This is a genomic window from Methylobacterium durans (assembly GCF_003173715.1).
Lineage (GTDB): Bacteria > Pseudomonadota > Alphaproteobacteria > Rhizobiales > Beijerinckiaceae > Methylobacterium > Methylobacterium durans.
In genome coordinates this window covers 6,449,402-6,461,453 of record NZ_CP029550.1, presented here as the reverse complement: position 1 = coordinate 6,461,453, position 12,052 = coordinate 6,449,402, and the positions used below count along the sequence as shown (strand labels likewise).

Annotated in this window: 15 protein-coding genes and 1 riboswitch; of the genes, 8 read left to right on the top strand and 7 right to left on the bottom strand. The window is 63.5% G+C overall.

Annotated elements, in window-relative coordinates:
- The first annotated feature begins 98 nt into the window (after positions 1 to 98).
- Positions 99 to 207, top strand: a riboswitch (SAM-I-IV-variant riboswitch).
- Positions 208 to 241: 34 nt separating this feature from the next.
- The 3 genes from DK389_RS30300 to DK389_RS30295 all read left to right on the top strand — a co-directional run bounded on the left by DK389_RS30300 (position 242) and on the right by DK389_RS30295 (position 2,156).
- On the top strand, positions 242 to 946 hold the full coding sequence (locus DK389_RS30300; protein ID WP_162560969.1) for a hypothetical protein: 705 nt from the start codon (positions 242 to 244) through the stop codon (positions 944 to 946).
- Positions 947 to 1,014: 68 nt separating this feature from the next.
- Positions 1,015 to 1,233 (top strand): hypothetical protein, encoded by a 219-nt coding sequence (locus tag DK389_RS33245; RefSeq protein WP_162560968.1) that lies wholly within the window; start codon positions 1,015 to 1,017, stop codon positions 1,231 to 1,233.
- 368 nt (positions 1,234 to 1,601) lie between these two features.
- The gene (locus DK389_RS30295) at positions 1,602 to 2,156 is read left to right on the top strand and encodes a Ros/MucR family transcriptional regulator (protein ID WP_109895356.1); all 555 of its coding nucleotides are present in this window, start codon (positions 1,602 to 1,604) and stop codon (positions 2,154 to 2,156) included.
- A gap of 8 nt (positions 2,157 to 2,164) precedes the next feature.
- On the opposite strand, the gene DK389_RS30290 is transcribed toward DK389_RS30295, so the two are convergent.
- On the bottom strand, positions 2,165 to 2,548 hold the full coding sequence (locus tag DK389_RS30290) for a hypothetical protein (RefSeq protein ID WP_109895354.1): 384 nt from the start codon (positions 2,546 to 2,548) through the stop codon (positions 2,165 to 2,167).
- Positions 2,549 to 2,988: 440 nt separating this feature from the next.
- Between DK389_RS30290 and DK389_RS30285 the strand changes: the two genes are divergently transcribed.
- On the top strand, positions 2,989 to 3,708 hold the full coding sequence (locus tag DK389_RS30285) for a hypothetical protein (protein ID WP_236960458.1): 720 nt from the start codon (positions 2,989 to 2,991) through the stop codon (positions 3,706 to 3,708).
- A gap of 30 nt (positions 3,709 to 3,738) precedes the next feature.
- Here the strand turns inward: DK389_RS30285 and DK389_RS30280 are convergent.
- Positions 3,739 to 4,880 (bottom strand): IS3 family transposase gene (locus DK389_RS30280; RefSeq protein ID WP_109887907.1). Its coding sequence is split into 2 segments (ribosomal slippage): positions 3,739 to 4,613 and positions 4,613 to 4,880, totalling 1,143 coding nucleotides; the frame shifts between segments, so codons are not numbered across the junction.
- A 68-nt stretch (positions 4,881 to 4,948) separates the two neighbouring features.
- Positions 4,949 to 5,950, bottom strand: a complete 1,002-nt coding sequence (locus tag DK389_RS30275) for an SDR family oxidoreductase (RefSeq protein WP_109895350.1) — start codon at positions 5,948 to 5,950, stop codon at positions 4,949 to 4,951.
- 297 nt (positions 5,951 to 6,247) lie between these two features.
- Here DK389_RS30275 and DK389_RS33580 point away from each other — a divergent pair, with 297 nt between their 5' ends.
- Complete coding sequence (locus DK389_RS33580; protein WP_165937915.1) at positions 6,248 to 6,424, top strand: hypothetical protein; 177 nt, start codon at positions 6,248 to 6,250, stop codon at positions 6,422 to 6,424.
- A 36-nt stretch (positions 6,425 to 6,460) separates the two neighbouring features.
- On the opposite strand, the gene DK389_RS30270 is transcribed toward DK389_RS33580, so the two are convergent.
- On the bottom strand, positions 6,461 to 6,664 hold the full coding sequence (locus tag DK389_RS30270; RefSeq protein ID WP_109895348.1) for a hypothetical protein: 204 nt from the start codon (positions 6,662 to 6,664) through the stop codon (positions 6,461 to 6,463).
- A gap of 128 nt (positions 6,665 to 6,792) precedes the next feature.
- Between DK389_RS30270 and DK389_RS30265 the strand changes: the two genes are divergently transcribed.
- The 3 genes from DK389_RS30265 to DK389_RS33240 all read left to right on the top strand — a co-directional run bounded on the left by DK389_RS30265 (position 6,793) and on the right by DK389_RS33240 (position 8,821).
- Positions 6,793 to 7,044 (top strand): hypothetical protein, encoded by a 252-nt coding sequence (locus tag DK389_RS30265; protein WP_109895346.1) that lies wholly within the window; start codon positions 6,793 to 6,795, stop codon positions 7,042 to 7,044.
- Positions 7,045 to 7,214: 170 nt separating this feature from the next.
- A protein-coding gene (locus DK389_RS30260; RefSeq protein ID WP_109889188.1) for an IS3 family transposase occupies positions 7,215 to 8,566 on the top strand; the annotation gives its coding sequence in 2 pieces (ribosomal slippage) (positions 7,215 to 7,550 and positions 7,553 to 8,566; 1,350 coding nt in all).
- A gap of 108 nt (positions 8,567 to 8,674) precedes the next feature.
- The gene (locus DK389_RS33240) at positions 8,675 to 8,821 is read left to right on the top strand and encodes a hypothetical protein (RefSeq protein ID WP_162560967.1); all 147 of its coding nucleotides are present in this window, start codon (positions 8,675 to 8,677) and stop codon (positions 8,819 to 8,821) included.
- A 238-nt stretch (positions 8,822 to 9,059) separates the two neighbouring features.
- Here DK389_RS33240 and DK389_RS33235 read toward each other — a convergent pair whose 3' ends face one another.
- From DK389_RS33235 to DK389_RS30245, 3 genes are all read right to left on the bottom strand, one after another.
- Positions 9,060 to 9,554 (bottom strand): hypothetical protein, encoded by a 495-nt coding sequence (locus tag DK389_RS33235; protein WP_162560966.1) that lies wholly within the window; start codon positions 9,552 to 9,554, stop codon positions 9,060 to 9,062.
- A gap of 273 nt (positions 9,555 to 9,827) precedes the next feature.
- Positions 9,828 to 10,496, bottom strand: coding sequence for a hypothetical protein (locus DK389_RS30250; RefSeq protein WP_109895344.1), 669 nt, complete (start codon positions 10,494 to 10,496; stop codon positions 9,828 to 9,830).
- A 756-nt stretch (positions 10,497 to 11,252) separates the two neighbouring features.
- The gene (locus tag DK389_RS30245; RefSeq protein WP_162560965.1) at positions 11,253 to 11,849 is read right to left on the bottom strand and encodes a hypothetical protein; all 597 of its coding nucleotides are present in this window, start codon (positions 11,847 to 11,849) and stop codon (positions 11,253 to 11,255) included.
- Positions 11,850 to 12,052 lie beyond the last annotated feature (203 nt).

The window sequence follows — 12,052 nt, the reverse complement described above, 5'->3', positions numbered from 1 at the left end:
GGCCCGAAGATGTCGGCTCTCGGTGCTTTTGCGCCTCCTCCAGGCAGCGCTCCGTCAGTCTTCCTTCTTGAAGGAGCTGCCGCTCTCAGGTATTCTGCTTGAAGCATCGAGATGAGGCTGGCGCCTCAACCAACCTGCCCTTCCGCGGCAAGGTGGTTCCGGAGATCCGGGATGCGGCCGATCTGATCGGCAACTATAGCGGGAGTGCCAGCCTCCGGCCGTGAACCTGACGGAGGCCTACATGACCCGTCCGACACCGCTGGCCGACCTCATCCGGAGCCGGATGCAAGACCTGGGTCTCACCGATGAGGCTCTCGGCCGACGTCTCGGTTACACCAACCCTGCCAAGGCTGCCGGCCGCGTGCATGCCCTCTGCAACGGTCTGCCGCTCAGCGCCAAAAGCCGCTTCGCCCTCTGGAGCCTGCCGGAAGCTCTCGAGATTTCTCCCGCTCTCGTTCTGCAGGCCGTTGCGGATACCGAGCAGCTCTTTGCCGAGTGCGAGCGGGAGGCGGAGGCAGAGCGTCGTCTCGCACAGGAAGCAGAGGATGCTGCCTGGAGAGCCAGCTTCCGACCGCATGCCGTCATCCAGACCGAGAATACCGTTCCCACCCAGATCTGCATCTGCGGCTTCACGGGCGGGGCAGGACGCTGGCTCATCATCTCCTTCGACCTAACCCGGCCACCTCTGACCTACGTGCAGCAGGCGGTCGATGCACTGCCCAAGAAGACCATGGCTTGCTCCGACGGCGGGCGGGCAGTCATGTTCTTCGGCAAGGCTCTCGGATTGATTATCAACCACTCGCCTGATGCGGCTCTGCGGTGTGACCTCAAGGGCAATCCGCTTGAGGTGCTGGGCAGAGCGTATCGGCCGGGAGAGGTCCGCTTGTCCTTCGGTGGTCCTCCTCTGTCGCCCACGGCTGTGTCTCGGGTGCTTGGCCTCCAGTAAGCGGCGATCCTACTGCTCAGTGTGACTCATCCATCTTCAAACCCTCGAAGCTAATGAGGCGAACAGTCATGTCGAAGTCTCCTGCAGGCGGCGAATATCACGACCCGCCCCTTTTTCTCTTGGTGGAAGTACAGCGGATGCCGCCCGAGGTGCAGGATTGGGTTAAATCTCTCAGAGAAGATGAATTATGGATTGCCGAGTGGCAACTGAACCTCGTCGGGGTGGCGAACTTCGTTGAACACTGGGAGTATCAGCGTGACTATGTAGAGTACATGGCCAACTTCTGAGGTGCCGCATGTCTCCGAGACCCTGCGCCGGCTCCTCACGAGGCGCCGCCTGACGCCCGGAACGTGATCTGCAGAGCGGCACGCTTGACGTCCTGAAGAAGGTACATCGGCCAAGATGGCCCGCCTGCCGGTTGGTACGCCTCTCTTGTCGCCCGTGGCTATGTTTTGGGCGCGCGGCCTTCAGTGAAACAGCCCGCGACCGACCAACAGTCCTGACCATTCTGCTCCGCAACCGGGCGCCTTCTGCATGCTCACATGTGAAGCGGAGCAGAAACTTGTTGGCTTCTCATTTGAACCTCTGGCGGGTTCCGGTTTTCTCGTAGAAGCAGAGTAGCTGTCATGTACCTTGCCTAGGAAGCGAGCCTTCAATGGACGAGAACATCAAGACCCAAGGAAACGACTACCTCGAACTCACCAGCGACATCATCTCGGCCTACGTAGCCAACAACAGCGTGCGGACGTCCGACCTGCCCAGCCTCATTGCCCAGGTTCATTCTGCGCTGGCCGGGCTCGGGAATGCAGGCACGACAACTGAGCCTGCCGTCGAGAAGCTGACGCCGGCTCAGATCAAGAAATCGATCTCCCACGACGCCCTGATCAGCTTCGAAGATGGCAAGCCCTACAAGACGCTGAAGCGCCACCTTACGATCAGAGGGCTCACGCCGGAGGCGTATCGGGCGAAGTACGGGTTGCCTCGCGACTATCCGATGGTCGCCGCCTCCTACTCCGAACAGCGGTCCTCGCTCGCCAAGAGCCTTGGCCTCGGCCAGCAGCGCCGTAAACCGGCTACGAAGGCAGCAGACGTTGCCGAGACCGTGTCCGACGCTCCGAAAGGGCGTGGTGGTCGCAAGAAGGCGTCAGCAAGCACCGGGGCGCCTGCCAAGAGCCGCAGCCGCAAGAAGGTCGCCGAGGCTGCTGAATAAGGCGGCTCTCAGCGGGTCCAAGCGCCTAGCCAGGAGGTGACTGGCTCAAAGACGTAGGCGGTGACAGTCGCCACCCATGCTCCTGCTCGGGTGGTGGCTGGCCTCTGCTCTCGCCGCCAGCGTGCCTCTTCCTCGGCGACTTGGGCTACCAGCACCGCTGTCACGTAGGCGTCCTCGTGCTCTTTGCAGGCATCGAGGGCGTTGCGCTGCGAAGCCGCCTTACTCTGGGCGGCGGGCTGATCAGCATAGGCCTGCCGCACGCAGCGGTGCCATTGTGCCTCCAAGATCGACAGCCCTGGTGTCTCGGCCTGCGGCAACTCGGGATCGGCAGCCGCAACGCCGTGGAACAGGCAGAGTATGGCAGCAAGGGCGAAGCTGGGCGGGAAGCGCATACGTCGATGTTCCGGCAGGCGGGTGAGCGCCGCAAGAACAGAACGGCAACACTAGCTGGCTCTCCACCGGCGCTCGACGTCGTCCAGCGTACGTGTTGCGCAGAGGAGACGTGCCTGGGGTCTTCAACTCGGAGCCCAGGCCGCCTCAGGCATGAAGGTGCGGTGCTACCACACAGCCAGCCATGTAGGCGGGCCTGTCCCGACCGGATCGAACGGTCCCGGATCGCTGTTGTCCTGACTAAACACTGCCGGCGCCCCAGCGGCTATGCAGGTCACGAGCTTAGCCGCAGGTGCCGTTCTGACGACAATGGTCCCGGAGGAACCCCATGGCTGACCGGAGCATCGGTGGAGGTCTAGCTCAGGCGGGTCAGAGCAAAAACACGCAGACGACTGCAGCTGGCGATGATGGCACCAGCACAGGCTTACAGAGCCCAGACCAAATGCTGGGCTTCTGGGCTGCTTGGATGGAGCAACTCTCCGCTTCGCCTCAGGCCGCACCGAGTATCGCCTGGCCGCAATGGCAAGACGCGCCCACCACGCTCGGCCTTCCGGTCCTTCCAAGCAGCCCCGAACAGCTGAGCAAGAGCCTCACAGACGATCCGCTGCTTCGCTCCATCGATCAGATCTGGAACGCCAACCCGATGCGCGAGGTCGTGCCGGTGGACTGGGCCGAGATCGCCCGAGCCTTGCGCATCGTCTGGCTGCGCTCGGCCGGGAAGCCGAACGCTGCCCTGTCGCTCATCGACTTCAACCAAGCGCTCTGGGGCTCGCTCCTCAGTGTCTGGCAGGAGGCCGGACAGAGTTGGCTTGGCCTGTTCGGCTTGGCGAAGGACGAGGACCCGGGGGCGTCCTCAGGCGACAAGCGCTTCGCCGCGCCCGAGTGGCGCACGAACCCCGCCTACCTGGCGCTGAAGGAGCTGTATCTGCTCGCCTCCGATTGGCTGCTGGAGCAGAGCGAGGCAGCCGACATGGACGAAGCTGAGCGGCAGCGCGTCAACTTCCATCTGCGTCAGTTCGTGGACGCGATGAGCCCCAGCCTGATGCTGATGTCCAATCCGGTTGCTCTACGCAAAGCGGTCGAGACGGGCGGTGCCAGCCTGGCGGACGGCACTCGAAACCTCCTCGCCGACATCGCGGCGGGTCGCCTCAGCATGACCTGACCGGCATTTTGGACCGAGCCAGTTGCGAGGCTACTGCATGGTAGCGGCCATGGGTAGGCGGAAGGCCAGATCCGGGAAGCTGACGGGCGCGGGCGGTCGATACCCCAAGGACGAGTGCGGCCGGACGCGGTTGTAAGTGGCTTGCCAAAGCCCGATCACAGCTTGTGCCTCTTTGAGCGAGTAGAAGATCTCCTGGCGCAGGCACTCGTCGCGCAGCTTGCCGTTGAAGCTCTCACAATAGCCGTTCTCCCACGGTGAGCCCGGCGCGATGTACTGGATCTGTGATCCAGCTTGGGCGACCCACTTGCGCAGCGCCTTCGCAACCATCTCAGGGCCATTGTCGCAGCGGACGTTCTCCGGGATGCCGTGCAGGCACATCGCCTCCGCCAGCGCCTCGATCACGCCCAGGCTGTTGATGCGCCGCGCCACCTTCAGCGCCAAGCAGGCTCGGCTGTGCTCGTCGATCAGCGTCAGGATGCGCAAGCTGCGGCCATCGTGGGTCTGCGCCTGCACGAAGTCGAAGCTCCAGACGTGGTTGCGATGCTGCGGCCGCAGCCGCACGCAGGAGCCGTCGTTCAGCCACAGCCGGCTGCGTGGCCGGTGCTTGTGCGGGACCTTCAGCCCCTCACGACGCCAGATGCGCTGAACCCGATCCTTGCCCACCTGCCAACCACCTGCCTGCAGCAGAGCCGTGACACGGCGGTAGCCGTAGCGCCCGTACTCGGACGCCAGGCTGATGATGGCGCGGGTCAGCGCATCCTCGTCGGCTAGCACGGTGGGCACGTAGCGCTGCGTGCCGCGGTGCTGGCCGACGATCCGGCAGGCGTGACGTTCCGAGAGGCCGTACTTCTCCCGGATGCCAGAGACCGCCTGCCGGCGTCGCTCGGGGGCTACAAGTTTCCCGCCGCGACGTCCTTGAGCACCTGCTTCTCCAGGGACAGGTCCGCCACAAGGCGCCGCAGGCGGGCGTTCTCACGCTCCAGATCCTTCATCCGACGCGCCTGATCGACCTGCAGGCCGCCGTACTCCTTGCGCCAGCGATAGTAGCTCTGCTCGCAGATGCCCGCCTCTTTGCAGGCAATGGCGATGCTCTTGCCCTGGGCTGTCTGCACCTCGATCTGGCGCAACGTCAGCACCACCTGCTCGGCACTCGGCCTCTGTCCTCTCCTCATTTCCAGCTCCTCCGATCCTGGCTGATCCTCGCAATCAGCCCGGTCCAAAGCCAGCCGGTCAGGTCACCTCAGACTGCGCCTCTGCGACGTGGTTTTCGAGACAGCAGCAAGGCAGCCGTGGCCGCCAGACCAGTAATCACACTCGCCGTTGCGAGTGGGTGCAACGTTGCTCGGGTGTAGGCGCTGGTGCGCATGACGGGAACCGGCGGGTCACCCCGCTCGCTGCCAGCCTTCTGCGGAACGTGCAGTGCTCCCTGCGGATCTCTTGGGCGCTCCGAACGCTTCTGAAGGGCAATGATGGCGGGCGCGAGTTCATCGTAGGCGCCTGGTGCGAACTCCTTGCCCATCACGAACAGCTTGCCAGCCCCGCCCACGAAGATGTCGCGCTGCGGGTGCACGGCGGCGTGCAGGATGGCGTTGGCCACCTCCTCGGGCGGGTAGATCGGCGGCGGCAGCGTCGGCTCGCGGTCCATGTAGTTGCGGGCGCGCTGCGGCAGCGGCGTGTCGATGGAGGTTGGCTTTACCAGCGTGACGGAGACCGGTGCACCCTCTGCGATCAGCTCCATGCGCAGGGTGTCGGTGAAGCCCTTCACGGCGTGCTTGGAGGTGGCGTAGAGGCCCTGGAAGGGGAAGGCGAGGTCGGAGGCGACGCTGCCGACGTTGATCAGCGCGCCGCCGCGCTGGCGCAGGTGTTCGACAGCCACGAGCGAGCCGTTCACCGTGCCCCAGAGATTGGTCTGGATGAGACGCTCATGGTCCTCGTAGGCGATCTCGCGCAAGGGACCGTAGACGGTCAGGCCGGCGACGTTGACCCAGGTGTCGAAGCCGCCGAACGTCGCGATGGCTTTGTCAGCAATGGCTTGGACGTCCTCCCTGCGACCAACGTCGGCCCGCAGGTAGGCGACGCGGTCACCGAGCTCGTCAGCCACCTTGGCCAGCACGTCCTCGCTCCGCGCGGCGAGTACCACCCGGGCACCGCGCTCAGCGGCCATGCGGGCGGTCGCCAAGCCGATGCCGCTCGACGCGCCGGTGATCACGATGATCTGCTCGCGCAGCGGCTTGTGCTTCATGTCCGACCTACCTCCCGTCGCTCACCAAACTCGGAGCACCGGCGGTGCTACGCATGAAGAACCAATCTGTTGCGCGCTGCGCGGTTTTCGCGCGCAGGAGCCACGCCTTTCTCGCGCCGTGCGCGAGCCAGTGCACTGACACCGTATCGACTGAGGCTGACCTCCGAGACTACGCGGTCGTTCACCCATCCCGGCATCAGTCCCTCCGGGCGAGCGGTGAACGACAAAAGCGTCTGTCAGGAACTTCGTCGGGCACCTGCCAATTGCATCTGAAATCCTCAGACCCGGACTACCAGCATGAACAATGAGATCTTGATCATCGTACTGGCCGTGGCCACGCTGGCGCTCGTCATCGGTGCCGCACTCTGGATGCGCGGGCGCGTCGCGCAGTCCAAAGGCGACCCGAAGCGCTCCGCCTTCACCCAGCAGCACGGCGAAGCACCCCGCCCGAACCGGCCCGGCACCGAGCACTAGGCTTCACCACTCGCATGGGCGGCGCGGGCGTGTTCCTCAGGGTCTCTGACGCTCGATCAGGTCCAGGATGAACAGGCCGAGCTGCCCAGCAGCCGAAGCCAGAGCGAGGAACAGTGCGATCAGCAGGATCACCGGTGGATTGACCCTGTCGAGAACCCCGGCCCCGATCAGGCCTGCAACGGCGGCCAGCGTGACCCCCACCTTGCTGCCTAGCCAGACGTTGAACTGCTTGTCGCTCATGGCCTCAGTTGAACCCGCACATTGAACCCTCAGGGCGGCGCCGCAGCCGCGGCCCCGTTGAGAGATCAAGGGCGGGTTCTATCCTTCGTCGCTGACGCGCAGGCAATGCGGCACGTGAGGGCGGAGCGATGGCGTTCTTTCTTGGCATCGGTGGACCTTGGATCGTCCTGATGATCCTGGACCTGTTCTGGACCAAGCAGAGCCTGGAACTCTCGCACTCTGAGCGGTCCCGTAGCTGGCAGGAGCGCCTCGAGCGCCTGCTGCAGAAGCGGGAGGGAAGGCCGGTTCCGATCCCTGTGCGGGAGCCGCTGCCGCAGAACGAGCAAGGCGACGAGCAGCTCTCACGATCAGAGAGTTACCACTTCCGCAAACCGGCTTAGGTGATTCAAGCTCGCTAGCAAGATCACCTCCGCCAGCAGCGAGGCAACGCGCTACTCTCGGCGTCGAGTGCGCGTCCGATCTGACCTGTCCGCCGTCAGCGCTCCTGAGACACATCGAGGCCCTTCACGAACGGAGGATGGCTGGTTCATCGTAGTCCTGAGGCACGACGATGAAGCAGACATCCGGACTGGCACGCAAGCCGGCAGACGCGGTGATCAAAGACATCCGCCGGGCCACCCGCCGGCAGTTCTCGGCCGAGGAGAAGATCCGCATCGTGCTGGAGGGCCTGCGCGGCGAGGACAGTATCGCCGAGCTGTGTCGGCGCGAGGGCATCGCCAGCTCGATGTACTACGGCTGGTCCAAGGAGTTCCTGGAAGCCGGTAAGAAGCGGCTGGCGGGCGACACGGCGCGGGCGGCGACAGCAGACGAAGTCAAGGAGCTGCGCCGCGAGGCGGGCGCGCTGAAGGAGGTTGTGGCCGATCTCCTCCTGGAGAACCGCCTGCTCAAAAAAAGCATGAGCGGGGCTGGGGACGACGAGGCATGAGGTACCCAGCCCCTGAGAAGCTGGAGATCATCCGGCTGGTTGAGCAATCCCACCTGCCGGTGCGCCGCACCCTGGAGAAGCTCGGCATCACCCGATCGACGTTCTACCGCTGGTACGACGCCTACCTGAGAGGCGGTCCCGAGGCATTGGCTGACCGACCATCCCGGCCCAGCCGGGTCTGGAACCGTCTACCGACAGAGATCCGCGAGCAGATCGTCGCCCTCGCGCTGGAGGAGCCGGAACTCAGCCCACGCGAACTGGCGGTGCGCTTCACCGACGAGCGGCGCTACTTCGTCTCGGAAGCCAGCGTCTACCGCCTGCTCAAGGCCCAGGACCTGATCACCAGCCCCGCTTACATCGTCGTCAAGGCCGCCGACGCGTTCCGCGACAAGACCACGGCGCCCAACCAGCTCTGGCAGACCGACTTCACCTACCTGAAGGTTGTCGGCTGGGGCTGGTACTACCTGTCGACGGTGCTGGACGACTTCTCGCGCTTCATCGTGGCCTGGAAGCTCTGCGCCACGATGCAGGCCAGCGACGTCACCGCCACGCTCGATCTGGCGCTGACCGCGGCCGGGCTCGATCAGGTGCCGGTGGCGCATCGCCCGCGGCTGCTGACCGACAACGGATCGAGCTACGTCGCGGGTGACTTGGCGACATGGCTCGGCAGCCGAGGCATGACCCACATCCGCGGTGCGCCGCGCCATCCCCAGACGCAGGGCAAGATCGAGCGCTGGCACCAGACGCTCAAGAACCGCATCCTGCTCGAACACGCCTACCTGCCGGGCGAGTTGGAGGCCCGGGTTGCCGCCTTCGTGGAGCACTACAACCACGTCCGAGCTCACGAGAGCCTGGGCAATCTCACCCCCGCTGACGTCTATCTCGGCCGCGGCGAGGGCATCCTGCGCGAGCGGGCGCAGATCAAGCGTCAGACCCTCATCGACCGCCGCTTGCGCCACCACGCGCGGGCTGCCTAACCTCTCAACCCAGGTGGACCAGAGCCTCCGTTCCTGAGCGTCCCAGATCGTCTCAAATCATCTGACGACGGACACCTTGCCGCGCCAGGACTGCGCACGCACACGCTCGTGCTCGGCCTCATGCTGGACGTGGCCGCAGCCATCGAAGCGTACCCGTTGGCCAGAGCCATCCTGGCAAGCTCGCTGGTGTCGGTGCGCGTCAAGCGGTCCACGCTCAGCACCGCCATCCTGCTGGCTCGGCCAATGACGGTGTGATGCCGATGGCTCCTGTAGGCAGAGGCTCGTCTCTGCGGTTTAGCCATCGCCGGCGATCTCAGCGCCATCGAGCCAAGCGGCGGCAGCTTCGAGCGTGCGGGAGGCGTGTACGGGCTTAGTGAACGGCGCTGGAAACGGCAGAGTGTCCTTCAGCGGTTCCGTCCTCCAGCCGCGCAGGTCTCCGCCCGCACTGATGTCCCGGACCACGCTGGCCACGATCTCTCCGTCGAGCACGAGATCATAGCTGCCGGCGGCGAGACAGTGGAGCGTGAGGGGGCTTGTGAGCGCGGGAAAGCTCATTCCTTCGGGCCGGATTTGCTGCATCAGTTTTCAGCTTTTTACCAGCAGAATCGGCTCGTTGGATGACATCCTCATCATGGTGGAAGTCACCTAGGTCATCCTTGATTCCAATCGCGTGGATGATTCCGATCAACCTTTCAATTCGCTGCTCTAGCATCGCGTATTGCGTATTGAACATCATCAGTCGCAAATTTGTAAGCGTATTTTGAACGAGGAACGTCGAGTGGCCGTTGGTTGGCCGTTCACCTTTGCTATCAAACAACGAGTCAATCATCTCCAGGCCAGCTTGGAGGTCTCTTGCCACGAGGCCGATGTTCAACTGGCGGCGGTGGTCATGCGCAAGGCAATCGCCTGCGCCGCAGAACGCCAGCCCATCCCGAAAAGCGGCTTGGACCTGATGCTTCAAAGTAAGATTGGTGATGAAAGTGGACATGCTTCACTGCCTTTCCAGAGTTTCGGGGATCTTGTACTTATTCACCGACGCTGAGGTGGTATGGCGGGGTGTTCGCCGGCTCGCATTCGGCTCGGACATTGCCACGCATCTTCTCCACCCGCCTGATCCTCCGGCCAGATGCACGCGAGGTTGCAACTCAGTTCGGCTTCTCCGGTGCTGAAGGGGACGTGGAGTGGGCCAAGGTCATGAATATCTGTCGGCCCGCTGCCGCCCGGATGCGAGTGGCATCCGCCTGTAGAGCGCACGGCAGATTTACTGCGGCAGCTCCGTGACTGTTCGTGGCAGGATCAGGACACCGGCATCGAGGTCAATCTTGCCGTCACGCACGGCCTTGAAGGCGTAGCGGGTGACCTTCTCGATGTCCGCGGGGCAAACCGGCCGAACGTCGATTGCTCCGATGCCACCGCCCCTGCGGTAGAGCTCGTCGTTCTGGGCAAAGTGTTCCTCAACCGTCTCGCCCTTGAGCCGCGAGGCAGGAGGAATGGCCAAGAGAGCATGGAGGTGCAGGCCACCATCCACATCGAGGCAGGAGGGCGCCGTCCCCTCACGCCGGAGCTTGTAGATCGGCAAGTCAGCGCACCCGATCAGGACGGGCAGGAAGTCTCTCCCAGAAAGAGAACGAGGACGGCGGACCACGCGGGAGGCCAGTTTCGCGTAGATCCGGCAGACGGGCTCGTGAAGCAGGGGTGGGATCGAGCGAAGGTCTCGGCGGATCCTGTCCGGCATGATCGTCAGGAGGCTGACGGACCATCCTTGAGCGGAGCGGTCTCGAATGATCTCGGACAGAGAGCGAACGTAGAGGTTGAGGCTCTGGCTTCTCGCTCCGAGGACGGGAGGCGGTTTGCTGATGGTGAGTCCGAACTGAAGGCCTCCACTGTAATCGGCGCTAGTCTTAAGTTTCAATTGGGTAATATCCTCCATTTGCTGGCCGGAATGAGGGGCAGCATCCGTCTTTGGTGTGAAGCCAGCAGGTCCCGAGGCGGTTCCTCCGAGACTCTCCACAGCCCGTTGATCATCACGAATATCGTGCGGCCTGCACTTCGATCTGCTGCAGCTACTTCGTGGTCTGTATTCGGCGCCCCTGGCACTGGGCAAGACTCGATGAGTTCCGCCCAGTGCCAAAGGTCAGGCCGTCGCGAAGCTACTTAGGATCTGAGGGTTTGCTCAACCGGATGCCCCTGCACGCCGCTCTCTGGTTCGGGCATCCTCAACGCGCCCGCCGCGAGTTCCGCTGTTGCACTCGACCTCGGGAGAGCGTGTGCGCCCCTGGTGTTCTCGGCAGCCTCGATGCAGCCCAGGTTTCATGCGCCGGTGCTCGCGGACGTGCACTCGGCAGAGTGCACGATTTTCTCGAGCGGCAACCCGCGCTGCCACGCTTGAATCAAGCGGCGCCCTCATCGTGCGCCGCCGACGCTCACGGCCGAAGCAGGCAAACCGCAGCGCACGTTCGGGTCTGGCCCGTGCCAGGCCCCCGGCGCTGCACTGGCGCGATCAGCCTCCTGCCGGACGAACTGATGCGAACAGAAGGGCTCGGGACCTCCTGGCGCTTCAACAGGTCCCGATGCCGCGTCTTTGTCATTCTTCAAGGACTTACCTCCGTCTCGTAGTCGACGGATGCCTTTTAGACTTGGGAGACAGGCCGGTGACCGAGATCGGTTGTTGCCCAACCGATCTCGGTCAAGAACCGTTGCAGCCAATCGTAATGAGATCGCCGAACTCATCAGCAGCTTCGGCCAGCCACTTGCGGATCGTGTCCACATCCAGCTTGATACCCACTCGATCCAACTCGCGTTTGATCTCACCGGGAACGGAGCCGCAGGGCTTTTTGGGGTTGTAGCCGTGATACGCGGCGGCCATCCCAAGTACGAGCTTGAGCAAGGTCTGCCTCACTTTTGGATTGAGTCCATCCTCACTCGACTGGTTGGCAATCTTCTTGGTCTTGCTGTTGTTGATAACGGCTTGGGCCACTTCTGGCGCGAAGGAGAGGCTGAGACTCTTGGCCCATCGGATGAAATCCGTAGGCACATTCCTATCGCCGAGGTGCCCCATGTCTCGGGCGCGGAGCGCCTGACTGAGCCGGTTCGCGTACCGCCAAGCGGAAGGATGACCGCTGTCCCTCAGGAAGACCCAGGTCACAACACGCGGATCATACCCATATGAGAGCGTCACCCCTTCTTCGATCGACCAGAATGCAAGCTTGGCCCAATATTCAATCTCGGCGGCGGGGTTCCTTCCAAACAGCTCACTCACATCAATGCGTTCGTAAGGGTTCATTTCATTATGAGTCATTCTGCTCACCCATTCCTATGCTGGCACGAAAGCTGCTCGAACTCCACCGCGACTGCGTTGACGGACGGCGGCGAAACTGGGTAGGGGAGGTCCCCTTAGGGGGACTCTCCCTCTCCCAGTTCGGCCACGCCGCCCATCAATCCGGGCGTGACATCTGGTGTGACCGCCGTGACATGAGCGACATGTCA

What these genes read in the sequence shown, in the direction of transcription:
- DK389_RS30295 (WP_109895356.1), top strand. Translation starts at nt 1,602, where the DNA reads ATGGACGAGAACATCAAGACCCAAGGAAACGACTACCTCGAACTCACC.
- DK389_RS33580 (WP_165937915.1), top strand. Translation starts at nt 6,248, where the DNA reads ATGAACAATGAGATCTTGATCATCGTACTGGCCGTGGCCACGCTGGCG.
- DK389_RS30290 (WP_109895354.1), bottom strand. Translation starts at nt 2,548, where the DNA reads ATGCGCTTCCCGCCCAGCTTCGCCCTTGCTGCCATACTCTGCCTGTTC.
- DK389_RS30245 (WP_162560965.1), bottom strand. Translation starts at nt 11,849, where the DNA reads ATGAACCCTTACGAACGCATTGATGTGAGTGAGCTGTTTGGAAGGAAC.
- DK389_RS30265 (WP_109895346.1), top strand. Translation starts at nt 6,793, where the DNA reads ATGGCGTTCTTTCTTGGCATCGGTGGACCTTGGATCGTCCTGATGATC.
- DK389_RS30300 (WP_162560969.1), top strand. Translation starts at nt 242, where the DNA reads ATGACCCGTCCGACACCGCTGGCCGACCTCATCCGGAGCCGGATGCAA.
- DK389_RS33245 (WP_162560968.1), top strand. Translation starts at nt 1,015, where the DNA reads ATGTCGAAGTCTCCTGCAGGCGGCGAATATCACGACCCGCCCCTTTTT.
- DK389_RS30270 (WP_109895348.1), bottom strand. Translation starts at nt 6,664, where the DNA reads ATGAGCGACAAGCAGTTCAACGTCTGGCTAGGCAGCAAGGTGGGGGTC.
- DK389_RS30285 (WP_236960458.1), top strand. Translation starts at nt 2,989, where the DNA reads ATGCTGGGCTTCTGGGCTGCTTGGATGGAGCAACTCTCCGCTTCGCCT.
- DK389_RS33235 (WP_162560966.1), bottom strand. Translation starts at nt 9,554, where the DNA reads ATGTCCACTTTCATCACCAATCTTACTTTGAAGCATCAGGTCCAAGCC.
- DK389_RS30250 (WP_109895344.1), bottom strand. Translation starts at nt 10,496, where the DNA reads ATGGAGGATATTACCCAATTGAAACTTAAGACTAGCGCCGATTACAGT.
- DK389_RS30275 (WP_109895350.1), bottom strand. Translation starts at nt 5,950, where the DNA reads ATGAAGCACAAGCCGCTGCGCGAGCAGATCATCGTGATCACCGGCGCG.